14 protein-coding genes are annotated in these 21012 nt (G+C 71.9%); 12 read left to right on the forward strand and 2 right to left on the reverse strand.

The genetic code is table 11. The features are described 5' to 3' along the window. The first annotated feature begins 126 nt into the window (after nt 1-126). The 12 genes from ACH4SL_RS14115 (at nt 127) to ACH4SL_RS14170 (ending at nt 17209) form a co-directional block, all read left to right on the forward strand. Complete coding sequence (locus ACH4SL_RS14115; RefSeq protein ID WP_398444909.1) at nt 127-1530, forward strand: MFS transporter; 1404 nt, start codon at nt 127-129, stop codon at nt 1528-1530. 696 nt (nt 1531-2226) lie between these two features. Further along, on the forward strand, nt 2227-2832 hold the full coding sequence (locus ACH4SL_RS14120; protein WP_398444911.1) for a response regulator transcription factor: 606 nt from the start codon (nt 2227-2229) through the stop codon (nt 2830-2832). A 43-nt stretch (nt 2833-2875) separates the two neighbouring features. Beyond that, nucleotides 2876-4180 carry a cation:proton antiporter gene (locus tag ACH4SL_RS14125; protein ID WP_398444913.1) on the forward strand — a complete coding sequence of 435 codons (1305 nt, stop codon included), beginning with the start codon at nt 2876-2878 and terminating at the stop codon, nt 4178-4180. A gap of 37 nt (nt 4181-4217) precedes the next feature. Next, nucleotides 4218-6998: an AAA family ATPase gene (locus ACH4SL_RS14130; RefSeq protein WP_398444915.1), complete on the forward strand. Its 2781-nt coding sequence runs from the start codon at nt 4218-4220 to the stop codon at nt 6996-6998. A gap of 300 nt (nt 6999-7298) precedes the next feature. Next, nucleotides 7299-8606: an ABC transporter substrate-binding protein gene (locus tag ACH4SL_RS14135; protein WP_398444918.1), complete on the forward strand. Its 1308-nt coding sequence runs from the start codon at nt 7299-7301 to the stop codon at nt 8604-8606. 11 nt (nt 8607-8617) lie between these two features. Next, complete coding sequence (locus ACH4SL_RS14140; RefSeq protein ID WP_398444920.1) at nt 8618-9637, forward strand: carbohydrate ABC transporter permease; 1020 nt, start codon at nt 8618-8620, stop codon at nt 9635-9637. After that, nucleotides 9634-10530 carry a carbohydrate ABC transporter permease gene (locus tag ACH4SL_RS14145; RefSeq protein ID WP_398444923.1) on the forward strand — a complete coding sequence of 299 codons (897 nt, stop codon included), beginning with the start codon at nt 9634-9636 and terminating at the stop codon, nt 10528-10530. Before ACH4SL_RS14140 ends, ACH4SL_RS14145 begins: the two co-directional genes overlap by 4 nt. Before the next feature lie 109 nt (nt 10531-10639). Beyond that, entirely contained in the window at nt 10640-11395 is a 756-nt protein-coding gene (locus tag ACH4SL_RS14150) for a FadR/GntR family transcriptional regulator (protein WP_398444925.1), read from the forward strand. Next, on the forward strand, nt 11392-12537 hold the full coding sequence (dgoD, locus tag ACH4SL_RS14155; RefSeq protein ID WP_398444927.1) for a galactonate dehydratase: 1146 nt from the start codon (nt 11392-11394) through the stop codon (nt 12535-12537). The genes ACH4SL_RS14150 and dgoD overlap by 4 nt, the downstream gene beginning before the upstream one ends. Nucleotides 12538-12625: 88 nt before the next feature. Continuing rightward, a complete protein-coding gene (locus ACH4SL_RS14160; protein WP_398444929.1) occupies nt 12626-13273 on the forward strand; it encodes a bifunctional 4-hydroxy-2-oxoglutarate aldolase/2-dehydro-3-deoxy-phosphogluconate aldolase in 648 nt (215 codons plus the stop codon). After that, complete coding sequence (locus ACH4SL_RS14165) at nt 13270-14238, forward strand: sugar kinase (protein WP_398444931.1); 969 nt, start codon at nt 13270-13272, stop codon at nt 14236-14238. Before ACH4SL_RS14160 ends, ACH4SL_RS14165 begins: the two co-directional genes overlap by 4 nt. Nucleotides 14239-14482: 244 nt before the next feature. Beyond that, complete coding sequence (locus tag ACH4SL_RS14170) at nt 14483-17209, forward strand: SpoIIE family protein phosphatase (RefSeq protein WP_398444934.1); 2727 nt, start codon at nt 14483-14485, stop codon at nt 17207-17209. Between the two features lie 413 nt (nt 17210-17622). On the opposite strand, the gene ACH4SL_RS14175 is transcribed toward ACH4SL_RS14170, so the two are convergent. Beyond that, complete coding sequence (locus ACH4SL_RS14175; RefSeq protein WP_398444936.1) at nt 17623-18402, reverse strand: glycosyltransferase family 2 protein; 780 nt, start codon at nt 18400-18402, stop codon at nt 17623-17625. Between the two features lie 732 nt (nt 18403-19134). Further along, nucleotides 19135-20976: a condensation domain-containing protein gene (locus ACH4SL_RS14180; RefSeq protein WP_398444938.1), complete on the reverse strand. Its 1842-nt coding sequence runs from the start codon at nt 20974-20976 to the stop codon at nt 19135-19137. Nucleotides 20977-21012: the final 36 nt, after the last annotated feature.

A 21012-nucleotide genomic window follows, 5' to 3' on the forward strand; every position in this document is an offset into this window, starting at 1 on the left:
ACGCTGTTCACGTGAACGGTCGTTCGCTCGTGGTTGCGTTGAGGAGACCTCATGCCCGAGACCCGAGTAACACCCACGGCACCCGCGGTTCTCAGGCCGAACCTTCCTCTCGGTGTTGTCGTGGCCATGTCTTGCCTGGCGCTGTTCATGGTGGTGCTCGACTCCACCATCGTCACCGTCGCGCTGCCCGACATGAAGTCCGCACTGGACCTGTCCAACAGTCAGCAGCAGTGGATCGTCAGCGGTTATCTGATCACGCTGGGCGGCTTCCTGCTCCTCGCCGCGCGGGCCGGTGACCTCTACGGGCACAAGCGGGTGTTCCTGTTCGGCGCGGTGGTCTTCACCGTCGCCAGCCTGGTCGGCGGCCTCGCCGGCGACGGCGGCGTGCTGATCGCGGCCCGCGTCGCCCAGGGCACCGGCGCCGCCGCGCTGACCCCCGCGAGCCTGAGCCTGATCACCGCCAGCCACACCGACGAGCACGAGCGCGAGAAGGCGCTCGCTCTGTGGAGCATGATGGGCGGCGTAGCGGGGCTGTTCGGCGTGGTCCTCGGCGGCGTGCTCACCGCCGAGATCAGCTGGCGCTGGGTGCTGTTCGTCAACGTCCCGCCCGGTGTCGCGCTGACGGTCGCGGGCGTGATGTTCCTGCTGCCCGCCGCGGGCTCCGGTGAGACCCGGCTCGACCTGCCGGGCGCCCTGCTCGTGACACTCGGCATCGGAGCGCTCTCCTACGGCCTCTCCGAGGCCTCCGGCAAGGGCTGGGGCTCGGTGGAGGTGGTGGTGCCGCTCGTCGCCGCGGCGGCCCTCCTGGCGGCCTTCCTCGCCATCGAGGTCAGGAGCGAACGCCCGCTCATCCCACTGGAACTCATCCGGCTGCGTACCCTGCGGATCGCGAACGTGCTGATGTTCTCGGTGGGTGTGACGCTGACCGCGCTGATGTTCTTCCTGTCGCTCTACCTCCAGCAGGTCATCGGCTACAGCGCGCTGCGGACGGGCATGGCGATGCTGCCGATCACCGTCGTCTTCATCGTCGGAGGGCTGGTCTCCCGGCAGTTCACCCCGGTGCTGGGCCCGCGCACGATGCTGCTGGCCGGCGGCCTGCTGGCCACCGTCGGTACCGCGTGGCTCGCCACCATCCCGACGCACGCCGCCTACGTCTCGCACGTACTCCTCCCCAACATGGTCGGCGGATTCGGCGTCAGCATCATGCTGCTGGCGGTGACCGTCAGCGGGACCAGCGGTGTGGATCCGCACAACGCCGGTGCCGCCTCCGGACTGCTCAACACCTCGCGCCAGATCGGCGGCGCGCTCGGCCTCGCGATCCTCGTGACGATCGCCTCCAGCGTCACCTCGCACGCGAGCGGCGGCCACGCACACGCGCTCGTCCAGGGCTATCGCGTCGCATTTCTCGTGATCTCCGGATGTATTTTCCTCTCCGCTCTCGCCGCCCTCGCACTGCCGGGCAACGTGCCGGCCGAAAAGAAGGACGCCGGGGCGCCGCTGGACGGCAAGCCGGTGAGCACCCGCCCGTAACCCGCGGGCAAGGCAACAGGATTCTGCCCGAGAAGCGGGCCGGGACACGGAAACGTGTCCCGGCCCGCTCTTTTTGTGTCCACCGGTGGTGCGGAGCGCTACGATGCGCGGACCTGCCGGTCCGTGACACCCGGCGCCCCACTCGTCAGGCGCCGCCAGGGTACGCTAAATTCCGCAGAAGCAATTCTTGTCGCATTTACAGCAACGGCCAATACCGGAATTTCGGTTAATAACCGAACCTGCGTCCGGGGCATGTCTGCCACATGTACGCGGCACGGCCCCAGATTGTTCAATGGTGCACCGAACCTTTGGCCGAAACCTGTTGACTTGGATCTGTGCGACTGACTATCTTCCATGAATGTCACACGTCGCTCAAAACGGGGGAGCACGGTGCGTTTCTTGATCGCCCACGACGTCTGTCGTACGGTACGTCTCCGCCACCGCGGAGCCGGTGCGGTCCTTTTCGGACCCGCCGGCCGCACAGGCGGTACAGACCCTCGGCGGGTCCCCCGCTCTGAGCCCGGTGTCACGGGTGCCGGAGCCTTCGGGACCGCTGGTACGGGTGCTCTCGGCTCAAGGCTCGCCCGGATCGGCACGGTGCCGGACGGGCTGCTCCCGGACTGAAGTACGGACCGAAATTCGGCTGGACCTGTTCTTGACAACCGGCGAGTCGTTTCTCATTCCAGGGGAGCATCGATGAGCATCAGAGTGATGTTGTCAGATGAATTACTGCTGTCCCGGAGTGCGCTCGGCGCATTACTGGAGAAGCGTGCCGACATTGTCGTCGCCGGAGCGGTCGGCGGTGACTCGGAAGCGGTGGAATTTGCCGAGACGCACCGCCCCGACGTTGCCATCATAGGATTCGACGGCGCCGACGGCAGCGTGATAAGAGTCGCCGAGAAAATAGGGTCGCTGCCGGAATGCCGGACCCTGCTGCTCGCCGAGAGCTTTACCCGGTCCATCGTCCGCCAGGCCTTCTCCAGCGGGGTCGACGGCATGCTCCAGCGGCGCGTACCGCCCAGCTGGTTCTTCGAGGCCCTGCACCGGATTCACCAGGGCGAACGCGTTTTTGACGCGGATTTGACAGTTGCCGCACTCGCCAACGAGGGCTGCCCGCTCACCTCCCGCCAGCTTTCCGTCCTGGAACGCCTCTCCCAGGGCGACACGACCGTGGAAATAGCCTCACGGCTCCATCTCTCCGAGGGCACCGTGCGCAATTACCTCTCGTCACTCGTGACGAAACTCGACGCACGCAACCGCATCGACGCCCTGCGAATCGCCAAGGACGCGCGCTGGATCTGAAAGTCCCGCACCCCCATGTCGTTCCGCCGAGCAAGGGATGGTAATGAACTCGGATGCGCTGACCGCCGACGTCCTCGGCGACATCGCCCTCGTCCTCGGGACGTCCAGCCTGCTCGGCGCCCTCGCGCGCAGGATCGGACAACCCACCGTCGTCGGCCAGATCACCGCGGGTGTCATCCTCGGACCGAGCGTCCTCGGCCGGCTCCCGGGCAACCTGACAGAACGTCTCTTCACGCATGCCGCCGTGCCCTTCATCTCCCTCATCGCCCAGATCGCCGTGGTGATCTTCATGTTCGGCGTCGGCTACGAGATCGATCTGCGGTCGGTGCGTCGGCACCGAAGGCCCGTCACCTTCATCGCGGTCGGCGCGATCGCCGTCCCGCTGGCCATCGGCACCACGATCGCCCTGACCATGGACCGGATCGGCACCCTGCACGGAGCGCACACCGAGGGCCGCTCCTTCGTCCTCTTCTTCGGCGTGGCGACCTCGATCACCGCGCTCCCGGTGCTCGCGGCGATCGTCCGGGAGCGCGGCATCGCCGGCACCACCGTGGGCGACATCGCGACCTCGGCCGCCGGCTTCATGGACGTGGTCGCCTGGCTGGTTCTCGCCGCCGCCGTCGTCGGCACCGACGTGGCCGGCGACCGGTCGTTACCCCGGACCGTCCTGCTGCTCGCCGGCTTCGTCGCGGCGGCGGTGGCGGTGGTCCGCCCCCTGCTCAACTGGACACTGCTGCGCCCGGGTTCGGCCCTGTCGGACAAGGCCCCGGTCGCGCTCGTACTCGCCGCCGCGGGCGCCTGGGTCACCGCCTCCCTCGGGCTGCACCCCATCTTCGGCGCCTTCGTCGCCGGGATGATCATGCCCAAACCGCAGGGCGCGCCGGACAAGGGCCTGCTGCGCGCGATGGAGCAGACCGGCGGGCTGCTCCTGCCGCTCTTCTTCGTCGTCACCGGCCTGACCATGAACATCGGCGCCCTGGGCGGCGGCGGTCTGGCCCTGCTCGCGGTGATGCTGGTGTGCGGGATCGGCGGCAAGGTCGGCGCGGGCTACGCGATGGCGCGGCTCGGCGGTCTCGACACCCGGCAGTCCGCCATGATCGGCGCGCTCGTCAACACCAGAGGCCTGACCGAGCTGATCGCCCTCAACGTGGGTCTGAACGCCGGGATCATCGACACCCGGCTGTTCACCGTCCTCGTCCTCATGGCCCTGATCACGACCTTCATGACCGCGCCGCTCCTCACCGTGATCGAGCGTCGCCTCCCGGCCGCGGCGCCCCCGTCCGCGGCAGCGTCCGCGGGGAGCGGAAATGCTCCCGAGAGCCCGTACTCGACCGTTCGTCCGCGCTGAATCTGCGCTCCCCCTGAATGCGAGATGGTGAGTTGTCATGGAGAACCTGGTCGAACGGGACGAGGAAGAGAAGGCCCTCGCCCAGATCTACAGCGAATGCTCGGCGGGCCGATGTCAGATGGTCGCCATCGGCGGCCCGCTCGCGCAGGGAAAGACCGCACTGCTGGACTCCTTCGCACGTGACGCCGACACCGCGGGCGCCACCGTCCTGAAGGCCACCGCGTCCAGCTTCGAGCGCTACCAGCCGCTCGGCGTCATCGACCAGCTCCTGCGCGGCTACCGGCCGCACCTGAGCGGCGCCGACCTGGAGGTGCGCGCCCTGGTGGAGAGCGTCGGCCAGGCCGGGGCGCACCGCCACCAGGAGATCTCCCCGCCGATCCTGGCCCTGCTGCACGGCGCCTTCCAGTACCTGACCGACAGCTCGCCCCTCGTGGTGTGCATCGACGACGCGCATTTCATGGACGTCGAGTCGCTCCAGTACCTGCTGGCGCTCATGCGCCGGATGGGCGGCGCGCCGCTGACCGTCGCCCTCGCCTACTGCCCCGGCATGGGCCGCGACACCGTCCAGCGCATCCTCCAGGCCGAGGTGCTGCGGATGCCCAACTGCACCCAGCTGGACCTGGAACCGCTGTCGGTCACCGGCGTCGCCGCGGTGCTGGAGGAATACTGCGACCTGGAGACGGCGGGCCGCGTCGCGGCCGACACCGCGGCGCTGTGCGGCGGCCGCCCGCTGCTGGTGCACGCGCTCGCCGAGGACTGCGCCGCCCGCGCCGCCGGCCCGGACACCCCGCAGCCCGCGGCCGGCGGCGCCTTCGGGCGCGCCGTGCTGAGCTGCCTGTACCGCGCCGAACCCGTCGTGCTGCAGATCGCCCAGGCCATCGCCGCGCTCGGGGAATTCCGCTCCGCCTCCGCCGTCGCGCGGCTGTGCGGCATGGACCTCGGCTCCGTCGAATGCGTCGTCGCCTCCCCGGGGGTCGGCGGGCTGCTGGACCACGACCTGCTCGGACAGCCCTGCATCCGGGAGGTGGTGCTCGGCAGCCTGCCGCCCAAGGAGCGGCACGAACTGCGCGGCCGCGCCGCACGGCTGCTCTACCAGGAGGGCGCCCCCGCCCTGGTGACGGCCGAGCACCTGATGCGTATCGACGACGCGGTCCCGTGGGCACGGCAGGTGCTGTGCGACGCCGCCGAGCAGGCACTCGCCGCCGGCGGGCACGAGCAGGCCATCGGCTACCTGGAGCGCGCCCACCGCGAGTGCGTGGACGCCCGCGAGCGCATCGACACCGCCGCCCGGCTCACCGACCTGCTGTGGCGCTACGACCCCGCGGCCGTCAAGAGCTACCTGCCCGAGCTGGTGGCCGCCGCCGAGGAGGGCGAGCTGTCGGTACGGCAGGCGGTGCCGGTCGTCCGCAGCCTGCTGTGGAACGGTCAGGTCGAGCAGGCTACGCGCGTCATGGCCCGCTTCGGCGACGGCACCTGCCCGTCGGCGGGCAAGGACGCGCTGCCCTACGCCGAGCTGATCCGCCGCTGGCTGCCGCTCACCTACCCCGGCATCGCGCCCACCGCGACCGGCGGCGAGAAGGCCAGGCCCACCGCCCGCCCCGCCGGCACCGCCGAGCACCGGGCCGCCGCCGCGTTCGGCGCGGTGCTGCGCAGCGCCGGGGAGGAGGGCGCTGTACCGGCCGCGGAGCTGGTGCTGCGCGAGGCCCTGGCCGGGGCGGTCAGCCCGGCGTCGTCGCTGGCCGCGCTCATGGTCCTCATCTACTCCGACAACCTCGACAAGGCGTCGGTGTGGTGCGACGCGCTGCGCGCCTCGCTGCGGGGGACGTACGGGCTGGTCTGGAACGCGCTGTTCACCTCCGCGCGGGCCGAGATCCACTACCGCCTCGGCGACCTCGCCAACGCCAACCGGCAGGCGCGGGCCGCGCTCACCCTCATGCCGCGGGAGAGTTGGGGCGCGGCCATCGTCATCCCGCTGTCCCAGCTCATCCTGACCACCACGGCCATGGGCAACCTCGCGGAGGCCGAGAGCTACCTCGACATCCCCGTCCCCAGCGCGGCCTTCGGCACCCTCGGCGGCGTCGTCTACCTCGACGCGCGCGGCAACTTCCACCTCGCGCGCGGCCGCTACGACGCCGCCCTCCAGGACTTCCTGGCGGCCGGCCACCTGATGAAGCTGTGGGAGGCCGACTGCCCCTCGGCCGTGCCGTGGCGCACCAACGCCGCCCGCGCGTATCTGCACATGGGCCGGGTCGCCCAGGCCAGGGAGCTGCTCACCGAGCGCATGTCGCTCTTCCCGCTGGGCCACGCGCGGGCCCGCAGCCTGACCTACCGCACCGTGGCGGCCACCCTGCGGCCCGACGAGCGGCCCCCGGTGCTGCTGAAGGCGGCGAACATCCTCGACCGCTGCGGCGACTCGCTCAACCTTGCCTACACCCTCGCCGACCTGGGCCGCGCCTACGAGTCCATGGGCCAGTCGGTGCAGGCCTGCCGGCACGCCCACAAGGCCCGCGCCCTCGTCGAGCGGTGCGCGGCGGCCCCGCTGCCGGAACCCCCGGCCGCCGCGGCGGCCGCCGCCGCGGCCCGGGAGAAAACGGAGCCCCGCCCCGCCGACGGCTCCGGCCCCGCCGCCCGCCGCCTCAGCTCGGCGGAGTGGCGCGTGGCGGCCCTCGCCGCCCGGGGCTCCACGAACGAGCAGATCGCCCGCAAGCTCTTCATCACCGTCAGCACCGTCGAGCAGCACCTCACCCGCGCCTACCGCAAGCTCGGCATCCGCCGCCGCACCCAGCTCCCCACCTCGCTCGCCCAGCTCGTCCCCTGAGCCCCGCCCCCGGTCCAACGGCGGCCGAAACATAAGTCTTCGCACCCGAAAGTTTTCGTACACATCGTCATACGGCCCCCCGTGGAGGCCGCTCCGACCGGTCGGAGCGGCCTCCACGGGGGGCCGTTCTTTCTTTGTGTGCGATGTATTGACGTGCCCCTATGGCTGACCTACTGTGCGCGAAACGATCGCAAGGAACCCGAAAGTTTTCGCCCCTGATCACGAGTCACGGGGAGGAACAACCGCGTGTAACCCCTCGCTCCGCTTGCTTCAGCAACGAAAAGATCAGGGAGTTCCGTGATGATGAGGAAAACGCGCGGCGCGACGGCCGTCGCGATCGGCCTGGGTCTCGCGCTCGCGATGACCGGCTGCGCGGGCGGCAGTGACGACGGCGGCGGCAGCGACGGCGGCGGCTCGTCCGACGCCAAGACCACGGTGACGCTGTGGGAGAACGCCTCTCCCGGGCCCGGCGCGGAATACTGGAAGAGCGCCGCGGCCGCGTTCCACACGCTGCACCCGAACGTCACGATCAAGATCCAGTACGTCCAGAACGAGGACTTCGACGGCAAGCTGCAGACCGCCCTCAACTCGAACTCCGCGCCGGACGTCTTCCTGCAGCGCGGCGGCGGCAAGATGCAGGCCATGGTCGAGGCGGGCCAGCTCCAGGAGCTGACCCTCACCGACGCCGACAAGGCGAACACCGGGGCGGCGGCGCTCGCGGCCGGGACGGTCGACGGCAAGCTCTACGCGATGCCGGTCGACACCGCCCCCGAGGGCATCTACTACAGCAAGGACCTCTTCCAGCAGGCCGGGATCGCCGCGCCGCCGACGACGATGGAAGAGCTCCAGGCGGACGTCGCGAAGCTCAAGGCGATCAAGGTCGCGCCGATCGCGGTCGGCGCCAAGGACGCCTGGCCCGCGGCCCACTGGTACTACAACTTCGCGCTGCGCGAGTGCAGCCAGGACACGATGACCTCGACCGCGAAGTCGCTGAAGTTCGACGACCCGTGCTGGACCAAGGCCGGTGACGACCTGTCGTCGTTCCTGAAGGCCGACCCCTTCCAGAAGGGCTTCCTGACGGCCTCCGCGCAGCAGGGCGCCGGCTCGTCGGCGGGCATGCTGGCCAACCACAAGGCGGCCATGGAGCTGATGGGCAACTGGGACCCCGGGGTGATCGCGAGCCTGACGCCGGACCAGAAGCCGCTTCCCGACCTCGGCTGGTTCCCCTTCCCCGCGGTGGCCGGCGGCCAGGGCGACCCGAGCGCGATCATGGGCAGCGCCGGGGTGTACTCGCTGTCGAAGAACGCGCCGAAGGCCGCCTTCGAATTCCTGCAGTTCCTGGTGACCAAGGACCAGCAGGAGGCCTACGCCAAGGCCTTCGTCGCGATCCCGGTGAACCAGCAGGCCCAGGGCGTCGTCACCGACTCCTACAGCATCTCCGCGCTCCAGGCCTTCAACAAGGCCGCCTACACCATGCAGTTCCTCGACACCGAGTACGGCCAGAACGTCGGCAACGCCATGAACACCGCCGTCGTCAACCTGCTCGCGGGCAAGGGCAGCCCCGCCGACATCGTCAAGGACACCAACACCGCCGCCGAGAGGGGCTGAACGAGCAGCCCATGAGCGACACCCTGGGTACTGACGCGGCGTACGGCCGCCGGTCGCAGGGCACGTCCGGAGCCGGGGGCCCTTCCGCGCCCCCGGCTCCGCCGCGGGCGGCCTCGCGCCGCCGCGGCCGTGCCAAGATGCGCTTGGAGATCGCGGTGCTGTCCGCACCGGCGATCCTGGTGTTCCTGGCGTTCGTGATCTTCCCGGTCGCGCTCGCCGCGTACTACGGCTTCTACCGCTGGCACGGCTACGGCGCCCCCACCGACTGGGTGGGCCTGAACAACTACCGGCTGATCCTCACCGATCCGGCCTTCCAGCAGGTCCTCAAGCACAGCTTCATGATCATGGGGCTCTCGCTCGTCATCCAGGGCCCGCTGGCGATCGGCCTCGCCCTGCTGCTCAACCAGAAGATCCGCGGCCGGTCCGTCATCCGGGTGCTGATCTTCGTCCCCTACATCATCTCCGAGGTCATCGTCGGCACCGGCTGGAGCCTGATGGCCCAGAGCGACGGCGCGATCAACGACCTGCTGGCCCACATCGGGCTCGGCGCGCTGCAGGCCGACTGGCTGTCGGACCCGAAGCTCGCCATCTGGACGCTGATGGCCATCATCACCTGGAAGTACATCGGCTTCGCCGTCATCCTCATGCTCGCCGGCCTCCAGTCGATCCCCGAGGAGCTCTTCGAGGCCGCCGCGATCGACGGCGCCTCCTACTGGCAGATCCAGCGCCGCATCACCCTGCCGCTGCTGGGCCCGACGATCCGCATCTGGGCCTTCCTGTCGATCATCGGCTCGCTGCAGCTGTTCGACCTCGTCTACATCATCTGGGGCCAGTACGTGTCGGGCACCGCGGGCACCTCGACCATGGCGATCTACATGCTCGCCCAGGGCCGCAACGCGGGCAACTACGGCTACGGCAGCGCCATCGCCGTCGTGATGTTCCTGATCTCGCTGGTCGTGGCGCTGATCTACCAGCGCTTCGTCCTGCGCCGCGACCTGCGCGGAGCCGTCACGGAAGGAGCCGTCGGATGAGCGCGACGACCGCCAGGTCCTGGTTCCCCGCGGGCCCCGACGCGTCCGGCGGCCGCCGCGACAACCGGGACCGGCCGGAGAGGTGGGGCAACCCCGTCACCTACTTCATCGCCCTGCTCTTCATCGCCGTCTGCGTCGCACCCGTCCTCTACATCGTCGTCGGCGGCTTCCGCACCAACTCCCAGATCACCACCAGCCCGGCCGGACTGCCCCACCCCTGGGTCACCCGCAACTACCTCGACGTCCTGAAGTCCCACCGCTTCTGGGGCGAATTCGCCAACTCCGTCGTTGTGGCGCTCGCCAGCACGGTCGGCATCGTCGTCCTCGGCCTGATGGTGAGCTTCGTGATCGCCCGCTACGACTTCAGGCTCAAGGGCGCGATGTATTCGCTGTTCGCGGCCGGGCTGATGTTCCCCATGGTCATCGCGATCACCCCGCTGTACATCGTCATCAAGGACCTGGGCCTGGTCGACAACCTGCTCGGCGTGATCGTCCCGCAGATCGCCTTCGGCCTGCCGACCACCGTCATCATCCTGGTGCCGTTCCTGCGGGCCATCCCGGACGAGATCGAGGAGGCCGCCGCGATCGACGGCACCAGCCGCCTCGGCTTCTTCGCCCGCATGGTGATCCCGCTGTCCCTGCCCGGCGTGGTGACGGTCGGCATCCTCGCCTTCATCGGCAGCTGGAACAACTACGTCCTGCCGCTCTACATCCTCAACTCGCAGGCCAACTTCACCCTCCCGCTCGGCGTCCAGGCCTTCTCCTCGCAATACTCCACGGACACCGCGAAGGTCCTCGCCTTCACCTCCCTCGCGATGCTCCCCGCGCTGGTCTTCTTCGCGATCTTCGAGAAGCGCATCGTCGGCGGCCTCACCGGCGCCGTGAAGGGCTGAAGCCGCCCTGAGACCGGGTTAGTTAATAAATTACGAAAAAATCTTGACGCTGTCGGGAGGCGCCGTCAGGCTGGGTCTGTCGCACGAACGAACCGGGAGGCAGGCCCGCATGACGCCGTACGCGCGCCGCGGAGTGCACGGCCAGACGGTGGAGTCGTTGGCGCGCCTGGTGCTCGGCGGGCGGATCGCCGAGGGCGCGACCCTCGATCTGCCCGCGCTGCAGGCGGAGTTCGACGTCAGCCTGACGGTGCTGCGCGAGGCGCTGAAGGTGCTCGCGGCCAAGGGCATGGTGGACGCCCGGCAGAAGCGCGGCACCTTCGTGCGGCCCAGGGCGGAGTGGAATCTGCTCGACCCCGACGTGCTGGGCTGGCGCTTCGCCGCGGCCGCCGGGCAGCGGGCGGACACCGCGCTGCTGCACGACCTCGGCGAGATGCGCGGCATCGTCGAGCCCGCCGCCGCGGGGCTCGCCGCGCGGCGCCGCGACGACGCCGACCTCGCCGCACTGGACGCCGCGCTCACCGCGATGGGGGAGGCGGGCAGCGATCCGGCCGCGGCCGTACGGGCGGACCTCGCCTTCCACCGCGCCCTGCTCGCCGCCGCGCACAACGAGCTGATCGCGGGCATGGTGGCGCTGATCGAACCGGGCCTGGCCCACCGCGACCGGATCGTGCACTCGTCGCTGCGCAGGGACCCCGTGCCGGGCCACCGCGCCGTCCTCGACGCCGTGCGCGCCGGTGACGGGGAGGCCGCGAGCGCCGCCGTGCACACCCTGCTGGAAGCCGCGGGCCACGACCTGGAGCAGGCCCACCGCGCCGGGCCCGCCGACTCGGGGCCCGCCGCTTCCCCGGCGAAGGACGCCGGGTGAGGATCACCCGCGTCGAGACGTTCATGGTGCCGCCGCGCTGGCTGTTCTGCCGGGTCGAGACCGACGAGGGCCTCGTCGGCTGGGGCGAACCCGTCGTCGAGGGCCGCGCCGAGGTCGTCCGCGCGGCCGTCGCGGTGCTGGCCGAACACCTGGTGGGGCAGGACCCGCTGCGGATACAGGACCACTGGCAGGTGCTCACCAAGGGCGGCTTCTACCGCGGCGGCCCGGTGCTCTCCAGCGCCGTGGCCGGTCTCGACCAGGCGCTGTGGGACATCGCGGGCAAGGCGTACGGCGCGCCCGTGCACGCCCTGCTCGGCGGCCCGGTGCGGGACAGGGTGCGGGTCTACGCCTGGGTCGGCGGCGACGAGCCCGCGCAGATCGGCGAGCAGGTCGCCGCCCAGGTCGAGGCGGGCTTCACCGCGGTGAAGATGAACGCCTCGGGCCGCACCGACCCGCTGCCCAGCGCCGCGGGCACCGACGAGGTGGTCCGCCGGGTCGCCGCCGCCCGCGAGGCGCTCGGCCCGGAGCGCGACGTCGCCGTCGACTTCCACGGCCGCTTCACCCCGGCGGGCGCCCGCCGGGTGCTGCACGAGATCGCCCCGCTGCACCCGCTCTTCGCCGAGGAGCCGGTGCTGCCGGACCAGAGCCACCTGCTGGCCCCGCTCGCCGCCGCCACCCCGGTGCCGATCGCGACGGGCGAACGGCTCTACGGGCGGGCGGACTTCCTGCCCGCGCTCCAGGCGGGGGTGGCCGTCGCCCAGCCCGACCTCTCGCACGCGGGCGGCATCACCGAGGTGACCAGGATCGCCGCGCTGGCCGAGACCTTCGGCGCGCAGCTCGCCCCGCACTGCCCGCTCGGCCCGATCGCGCTCGCCGCGAGCCTGCAAGTGGCCTTCTGCACACCGAATTTCCTGATCCAGGAGCAGAGCAGGGGCATCCACTACAACAAGGACGCCGACCTGCTGTCGTACCTGCTGGACACCGAGCCCTTCCGCTTCGTCGACGGCCACGCGGTGCGCACGGCGCTGCCCGGCCTCGGCGTCGACATCGACGAGCGGGCGGTGCGCGAGGCCGACCGCGCGGGCCACGCCTGGCGCAACCCGGTGTGGCGGCGCGCCGACGGCTCGTTCGCCGAGTGGTGAGCCGGGGCGTATCCCCCGTGCCGCCGATCCCCAAGTGACCCACGCAATTTCGCGTACTCCGCACATCGCACGGAAAGGAAGCCCGAACGTGGACCTGCTCGCCGCCCTGCGCGCACACCGGCTCGTCGCGATCGTCAGGGGCGACGACCCCGAGGCCGCCGCGAGGTCGGTCGCCGTCCTCGCGGAGGAGGGCGTCGTCCTCGTCGAGATCTCCCTCAGCGGCGCCGGCGCGCTGGACGCCATCGCCGCCGCCCGCAGGGAACTCGGCCCCGACGCGCTGCTCGGCGCCGGCACCGTACTGACCGAGCGGGACGCCAGGGACGCGCGGCGCGCCGGCGCCTCCTTCGCGGTCACCCCCGGCCTGTCCGAGGGCGTGACCGCGTCCGTCGCGCTCGGCATGCCCGTGCTCGCCGGGGTGATGACGCCGACCGACGTGATCGCCGCGGTACGGATGGGCGCCGCGGGCTGCAAGATCTTCCCCGCCGCCCAGGCCGGCGGCCCCGGCTATCTGCGGGCGCTGCGCGCCCCTTTCCCCGACGTGCCGTTCGTGCCCGTCGGCGGGGTGGACGCGCCGGCGGCCCGCGAGTACCTGGCGGCGGGAGCCGTCGCGGTCGGCGTCGGCAGCCCGCTGCTGGGCGACGCGCCCTCGGGCGGCGACCTGGACGCGCTGCGCGGCCGGGCCAGCGCGTTCCTGGGCGCGGTGGGCGCCGTGACCGCGGGGGAGGAGCGGCGATGACCGCTGCCGGGCCGATCGTGTGCGTCGGCGAGACCATGGTCGCGCTGGTGCCCGAGCCCGTGGGGCCGCTCGCCGCGGCCGGCGCGCTCGCCGTCGCGGTGGCGGGGGCGGAGTCCAACACCGCGATGTTCCTCGCCGACCACGGGGTGCCGGTGCGCTGGGTGTCGGCGCTCGGTGACGACCCGTTCGGCGCCCGGGTGCTCGCCGAGGTCGGCGGCTGCGGGGTGGACGTCAGCGGGGTGCGGACCGACCCGACGCGCCCGACGGGCCTGCTGGTGAAGGACCCCGGTGCCGGGGGCACCTCGGTCCGCTACTACCGGGCGGGCTCCGCGGCCTCGGCGCTCGGCCCCGAGGTGCTGGCGGGGCCGGCGGTCGACGGCGCGTGGCTGCTGCACCTGACCGGCGTCACCGCGGCGCTGTCCCCGTCCTGCCGGGCGCTGGTCGAACAGGCGCTGGACGGCCCGCTGCGGGTCGGCTTCGACGTCAACTACCGGCCCGCGCTGTGGCCCGGCGGCCGGCAGGAGGCCGCCGGCGTGCTGCGGGACCTCGCCGGCCGGGCCGACGTGGTCTTCGTCGGGCTCGACGAGGCGCAGGCGCTGTGGGGCGAGCAACTGACGGATCCCGCCGCCGTCCGCGCGCTGCTGCCGGGGCCCCGGACACTGGTGGTCAAGGACGGCCCGCGGGCCGCCACCGCCTACGACGGGGACACCGCCTGCACGGTGCCCGCGCCCGCGGTGGACGTCGTGGAGCCGGTCGGCGCGGGCGACGCCTTCGCCGCGGGCTTCCTCGCCGCCCTGCACCGCGGCGAGGGAGCCGTACGGGCGCTGCGGCTCGGGCACCTCACCGCGGGCGCGGCGCTGCGGGTCGCCGCCGACCACGGCCCGCTGCCCGCACCCGGCGTACTGGCCGGCCTGCTGGCGGCCGACGACGCGGGATGGAAGGCGCTGTCCCTGCCGGCCACCTGACCCGGGGCTCCGACCCGGTCCGCCGGACCGCGCCCCGCCCGCGGCGCGCAACACCACCTGGTCACCGACGGCCACGGCACGCCCCCGGCCGTCATCCCCACCGGCGGGAACCCCGGGCGGGCCCCGCGGCTGCGGGACGGAGGCGGGGCGCAAGGACAACCCGAACGCCCGGTCCTGACTCGCTGATGGCCGACATCGTGCAGGTTAAGACTTGTCCATGCGTGTGACTCGTGTCCCTGGCCGAATGCGGGCGGTACCGCGTCTGCGTCCCCGTAGCCTGGCCGGCCAGGTCTTCGTGCTGCAGTTGCTGGTGGTGGCTGTCCTGGCCGTGCTGGTGGCAGCCGCGTTCCTCTACACCGCCCACGAGCGGGCGAAGCGGGAGGCCTACGACCGCTCCCTGGCTGTTTCCGAGACGTTCGCGAACGCGCCGGGCACCCGGGCGGCCATGCGGTCCCGCGATCCCAGCGCGCTCCTCCAGCCGAGTGCGGAGGCCGCACGCAAGCAGGCCCACGTCACCTACATCGTCGCCTTCGATCCGCACGGCATCCGCTGGTCCCACCCCGACCCCTCCCTGATCGGCGGTCACGTGTCGGGAAGGTTCGCCCCGGCCCTGTCCGGCAAGCCGTTCCAGGAGACCTTCGACAGCACGAGATTCGGGGAAGCCGTCGACACCACTGTCGCGGTGTTCGACGAGCGGCACAGGGTCGTGGGGCTCGTCTCCGTGGGGATCAGGCTGCACAACGTCAACGAGATGGCTGTACGGCAGTTGCCCTTCCTGCTGGGCCTGGTGGCCCTGGCCCTCGCGCTCGCGGCCGGCGGCACCGCTCTCGTGAGCCGGCGGCTGCTCGCGCAGACACACGGTCTCGGGCCGCTCGGGATGACGCGCATGTACGAGCACCACGACGCGGTTCTGCACGCGGTGCGGGAGGGTGTCGTCATCGTCGGAGAGGGCGGCCGGCTGCTGCTGGTCAACGACGAGGCGCGGCGGCTCCTCGGCCTGGCGGACGAGGACGTCGCCAACCGCCTCGTGCACGAGGTCGGCATGGCGCCGCGGATCGCCGAGCTGCTGGGCTCGGGCCGGCCGGCGAACGACGAGGTGCAACTGGTCGGGGACCGCCTGGTGTCCGTCAGCCAGCGGCCCGTCACGGACGCGGGAGGCCGGGCCGGCAGCGTCGCGACGCTGCGCGACACGACCGAACTCCGTGACCTGTCCACCCGGGTCGACCTCGTCCACGGCCGGCTCCAGCTCCTCTACGACGCCGGCGTGCAGATCGGCACCACCCTCGGCGTGGTGCGCACCGCCGAGGAACTCGCGGAGGTGGCTGTGCCACGGTTCGCCGACTTCGCCACCGTGGAGCTGCTCGACCCCGTTCTGCGGGGCGGCGAACCGACGCCGGCCGACACCGGGATGACGCGGGTCGCGACCGCCGGCGTACGGGACGACCACTCCCTGCTGCCCACCGGAGAGGTCAGCGGTCTCCTGCCCGGCGGCCCGGTGGCGGACGGCATTCGCGCCGGGCGCGCGCAACTCCTGGCCGACCTCGCCGACTCCGCGGAATGGCGTGCTCTGGACCCCGAGCGTGCCCGCCGGGTGCTGGAGTTCGGCATCCGCTCGATGGTCTCCGCGCCGCTCCAGGCCCGGGGCAGAGTGCTCGGCACCGTCGACTTCTGGCGGGCCGGCCAGCCGCCTTTCGACACCGACGACCTGGCCTTCGCCGAGGAACTCGCCGCCCGTGCGGCGGTCGCCGTGGACAACGCGCGGCGCTACACCCGTGAGCACACCATGGCCGTCACGCTCCAGCGCAGCCTGCTGCCCCGATCGCTGCCGCAGCACTCCGGCATGGAGGTGGCCCACCGGTACCTGCCCGCCAAGGCAGGAGTAGGAGGGGACTGGTTCGACGTCATCCCGCTCTCCGGCGCCCGATGCGCACTGGTGGTGGGCGACGTGGTGGGGCACGGGGTGCACGCCGCGGTGACGATGGGCAGGCTCCGCACCGCCGTGCACAACTTCTCCGCCCTCGACCTCGCCCCCGACGAACTCCTCGCCCACCTCGACGAACTCGTCACCCGGATGGACACCGAGGAGGAGGCGGCCGGGAGCAGCGACCCCGCGGAGCCCGCCGTCACCGGTGCCACCTGCCTCTACGCCGTCTACGACCAGGTCGACGGGATGTGCTCGTTCGCGCGTGCCGGTCACCCGGGGCCCGCCGTGGTAAGCCCGGACGGCACGGCCACCTTCCCCGACGTCCCCGGGTCGCCGCCCCTCGGCCTCGGCGGCAACCTGCCCTTCGAGACCACCGAGCTCCAGCTGCCCGCGGGCAGCCGGCTCGTCCTGTTCACCGACGGTCTGGTCGAGGACCGCCACCGCGACATCGGCACCGGCCTGGAGACGCTGCGCCGAGCACTCGCCGTACCCGGCCGCAGCCCCGAGGACATCTGCCGGGCGGTCATGGAGACGGTACCGGCCTCGCAACCGAGCGACGACGTCACCCTTCTCGTCACACGAACCCATTTGATGGACCCGGAGCGGATCGCCGAGTGGGACGTGCCGTCCGACCCCGCCGCCGTCTCCGGCATCCGCGCCGAGGCCCTTCACCGGCTGGAACTCTGGGGACTGGACAACCTGTCCTACACCGCGGGGCTGATCATCAGCGAGCTCGTCACCAACGCCATCCGCTACGGCTCCCCGCCCGCCCGGCTTCGCCTGATCTACGGCCATGCCGCCCTGATCTGCGAAGTCACCGACGGCAACAGCACCGCACCGCACCTGCGACGGGCCAAGCACAGCGACGAAGGCGGGCGGGGCCTGTTCCTGGTGGCGCAGTTCGCCAACCGCTGGGGTACGCGCTATCTCAACCGCGGAAAGATCATCTGGACCGAGCAGTCCCTGTCCACGGCGACTCCCGCCCCCGCGGCACAGGACTACGAGACCCTCCTCGACCAGTGGGGGGACGACGACTCCGACCTCTGAACGGGTGGTGCGTAGCCGGGTGACTCGTCCACGGACACGGCGACGAAGTGCCCGGCCAGTCGCTCGGCTCCGGCGAGGTCGGCCTTGTGCGCCGGCCCGGCGGGAGCGCGTCGGGGCTGACGAGGTTGAAGCCCCGCTGCCGCAAGGTGCTGTGCACGAGGTCGCGGGAGGTGTCGGGCAGGCTGTGGCGGACGTCCGCCCACACCGTGCTGTCCTGCCGAAGGACCTTGACCGCGGTCCCTCGACCTGCGAGCCGCGAGGCCGACGGACGCACCGGACGGCAGGGAGAACGTTCACCGCGGTCGACGTCGTCGAGATCTACGTGCACCGGTACGCGGGCCGCTCCAAGAGCCAGGTGCCCGCCCGGCCGTCACGGCGCGGCGCGTCGGCATGTCCCTCCCCGGGGATGGCGGTCACACGGTCTCGTCGGGGCGCTGCCAGTAGATCGGCGCGCCTTCCGAGAAGTTGTTGGAGTACCCGCCGAGGTAGTAGTGGAGCGTCGGGCGGTGTGTGGACTCCACCGCGAGTCCTGAGTCCTTGATCTCCCCGGCGAGCTTTGCGTCCTCCACCACGATCGTCTGCCAGTCCTCGGGTGAGTAGACCCGCTCGAACGGGTGCGCCTTCAGGAATTCCCGGGGCAGCAGCCACTCGCCGAGATCGACGCAGGAATACGGCATCTGCAGCCGGTCGCGGAAGACATTGCTCCCGGGCGTCACGATGCCCAGCTCGGCGTATGTCTGATAGATCTCCCGGCGCTGCTGGGGGTCGCGGGACCAGGGGAACTCGGGAACGGTGTAGGGAGCGCCGTCGTCGACGAACATCATGCGTTCTGTGTGTGCGATGTCGACACCCGGCCGGGCCATGGCCGTGCTCAGGGAGCTCAAATGATCGGGTTCCCAGGCATTGTCGTCGTCCAGGAAGATGACGAACGGGTTGTGTGCGCGTGCCACCGCCAGGTTGCGGAGCCGCGCCAGCCGGTCGGGTCCGTCGACGTCCGACGGCCCCCGGGATGCGTAGACGACCTCCGTGCCCGGTCGCTGCTCGGTGCGTCGCAGCAGTTCCTGCACCTCGGGTCGGTCGTCGATGACGATGAGGTGCTCGAAGGGACCGCTGTAGTCCTGCCTCGCGACGGAGGACAGGCACCGCGGGAGGGTTGTTGTCCGTCGGGTGACGGTGAGAACCGATACAGGCAATCTGCCAGATGTGCTCAATTCTTTCCTTCCTGATGCGCATTTCCTCTGTCGTTCTTGCCGTCGTAATGGCAGGTGCCTGGCCTTGGGCGACAGGGTCCCTCGTGCTGATGCTGAAGTGCGGGCCGGGGGAGCCGAATGTCCGGACGGACCACTACCCAGCGGAGCGCTGTGGCCAAACTCTGACGCGCGGTGACCCCGCCCCGGAGTTGCGGGCGATGGCCGGGATCTGGTGACGCGCGTAGACCTCGGGCACACTCCTGCTGAACCACCCGCACCACTTCGGCGCGGCGTCGACCGATGCCTTCGCGGCCGCGGTGTGAGCGGGGCGGTGGGTTCGGGCATGTGCTGGACCTTCTCTCCTGGCGCGCGACAGGTGAAAGGGGCGGTCGAGCCGCCGTGGTCCGATTCCGCTCGGTGGGGACGCCGTTCTCGAAGTGGGCGCCGGCCCGGACGAGGACGGCGAGGTGCGGTGCGGTGACCGCTCGCCGGCGGGCCTGGGCGGATTCGACGAGCTGGAGGACCGTCGCAAGGGCGGTGGCCGGGCCAGGTCCCGGGGGAGGTCGACGCGCCCGGCCTCGCCCTTGGAGCAGTTGACGAAGCTCGCCCGCATCTCGGCGCCGGTGAGGGCATCCGTACTCGCGACGCTTCCTGGGGGCGATACGTGGGTTCGACCGGCTTTCTGCCGCAGCGCCGGTACGGACGGCGGGCGGCCGCGACCCCGGCGGGGCGGCGTCACGAGGCCCGGGAGACCGCCGCCTGAGGGCGCTGTGCGGCGTCCGTGCGGCCGGTGCCCCGCCCGAGCACGGGGAGTGCCTGCCACGCCGCCGGGTCGGTGAGGCGGGCCGGCGCGCCCGCGTGGACCACGTACTCGGCAGGGGCGAGGACCGTCCGTACCTGCGGCAGGGCGGGGAGTGCGGCCAGGCACGCCTCGTGCAGCCGGGACGGGTCGAGGCCGCCGCGGGCGCCGTCGAGGTGGGCGACGAGCCGCGTGCCCGCCGCGGAGGGGACGGGGAGCACGGCCGCCTGCGGGGTGCCCGCGGCCCGGCGCACCAGGTCCGCCACGCCCGGGACGTGGGCCCAGCCGCTCTCGGTCAGGCACCAGTCGGCGTCCCGCGCGTCCGGCGCCAGGCCGGTGCGCGCGCCGATGTCGGCGACGCCGAAGTCCTCCGTGACGGAGGCGCACAGCACGCGCTCCATCGCGCGCAGCCGGCCGACCGCCTCGTCCGGGGGCAGCAGCGCGGAGTCGATCGTCATGGACAGGGTGAGCCGCTTGGGCCGGCTGTCGGCGAAGACGAAGTACGAGCTGGTGCTGTTGTCGGTGCCGTCGACCCACCCCCACCGGGTGCGCGCCTCGGCCCGGGCCAGCTCGGCGGCGGTGGGCATCTCGTGGACGGGGCCGAGCGGCGCGGCTGTCTCCCGGAAGTTGAGCGAGCAGGACAGGTCGAGCACGATGCCGCGCCGGTGCTCGACCCGCTGCCTGGCCGCCACCAGGTCGGCCGGCGGGTAGGCCCCGAAGCGGCCGGCCTGGAAGACCACCGGGGTGGCGCGGCGGACGACGTCGCCGATCGAGGCGTCCGTGAGGTCGACCCAGGCCGGGGCGTCCTGGTTGAACATGCCGACGGCGCCGCTCAGCCGGGGCTTCGTGCGGTTGCCGACGGTCAGTGCGAGGAAGGCGTGCGGCAGGTCCGCGACGAACCCGGTGACCGCGGCGAAGCCCGCCCACAGCACGGTGGCCGGGCTCGTGCGGTACCGGGCGGCGAGCGCGGGCAGGGCCATGGCCAGGGCCCACGAGTTGAAGGTGAGGTAGCGGTAGCGGGGCCGCTCCACGTCGGCGACCGGGCGGAACAGCATGGTCCGCGGCATGGCGGAGTACGTCCGCTCGTGGTGCGCGACGGCGCGCGTGCCCGCGCGGACGCCCGCCGGCGAGCGCTCCCAGGCCGCCTCGTCCAGCATCCGGTACCGGCTCGGCGGGACGTGGCCCGGGTCCGGCGGCCGGGAGGCCAGCACCTGCAGGTGGTACAAGATCGACACGATGCCCGCGAAGTCCGCGGCGAGGTGGCACAGGACGAAGGCGATGTGCCGGGGCGCGCCGTCGACCGTGACGAGCGCGAGGCGCAGCGGCCACTCCCCGGCGATGTCGAACTCCCGGCCGCCGAGCGCGTCCATGGCCCGCGAGGTGGTCTCGGCGGCGGTGGTGGCGGTGGCGTCGAGTACCTCGACGTCCAGCCGGCCGCTCTCCCACACCTGCTGCGCGGGTCCTTCGGGGGTGACCGTGTAGGTGGTGCGCAGCGCCTCGTAGCTGTCCAGCAGGTCGGCCAGCGCGTCGAGGACCTCGTCCTCGGTGAGGCCGGCCCGCAGCGTCAGCGAGAACCGCTCGTTCAACGGGTCGTTCTGCGGGCTCATCTCCTCCATGAGGGTGCGCATGTACTCCTGGCCCCAGGTCAGCGGGCCGGTCGCGGAGATGCCGGCCGAGCGGGGCGCCGCGCCGGTCGCGGTGTCGCGCGGGACGGCGGGCCCGAACGCGAGCGTGCGACGGCGCGCCGGACGGTCCCCGGCAGCCACGTCGTCGGTCACGGAGGTGCTCGCTCTCTCGGTGGGGGCGCCATGCCG

It is taken from the genome of Streptomyces sp. NPDC021020 (assembly GCF_044333285.1).
Lineage (GTDB): Bacteria > Actinomycetota > Actinomycetes > Streptomycetales > Streptomycetaceae > Actinacidiphila.

Excerpts from the sequence above, each read along its gene's own strand:
- ACH4SL_RS14170 (WP_398444934.1), top strand. The coding sequence starts at position 14,483 with ATGCGGGCGGTACCGCGTCTGCGTCCCCGTAGCCTGGCCGGCCAGGTC.
- ACH4SL_RS14140 (WP_398444920.1), top strand. The coding sequence starts at position 8,618 with ATGAGCGACACCCTGGGTACTGACGCGGCGTACGGCCGCCGGTCGCAG.
- ACH4SL_RS14135 (WP_398444918.1), top strand. The coding sequence starts at position 7,299 with ATGATGAGGAAAACGCGCGGCGCGACGGCCGTCGCGATCGGCCTGGGT.
- ACH4SL_RS14130 (WP_398444915.1), top strand. The coding sequence starts at position 4,218 with ATGGAGAACCTGGTCGAACGGGACGAGGAAGAGAAGGCCCTCGCCCAG.
- ACH4SL_RS14145 (WP_398444923.1), top strand. The coding sequence starts at position 9,634 with ATGAGCGCGACGACCGCCAGGTCCTGGTTCCCCGCGGGCCCCGACGCG.
- ACH4SL_RS14120 (WP_398444911.1), top strand. The coding sequence starts at position 2,227 with ATGAGCATCAGAGTGATGTTGTCAGATGAATTACTGCTGTCCCGGAGT.
- ACH4SL_RS14125 (WP_398444913.1), top strand. The coding sequence starts at position 2,876 with ATGAACTCGGATGCGCTGACCGCCGACGTCCTCGGCGACATCGCCCTC.
- ACH4SL_RS14115 (WP_398444909.1), top strand. The coding sequence starts at position 127 with ATGTCTTGCCTGGCGCTGTTCATGGTGGTGCTCGACTCCACCATCGTC.
- ACH4SL_RS14150 (WP_398444925.1), top strand. The coding sequence starts at position 10,640 with ATGACGCCGTACGCGCGCCGCGGAGTGCACGGCCAGACGGTGGAGTCG.
- ACH4SL_RS14165 (WP_398444931.1), top strand. The coding sequence starts at position 13,270 with ATGACCGCTGCCGGGCCGATCGTGTGCGTCGGCGAGACCATGGTCGCG.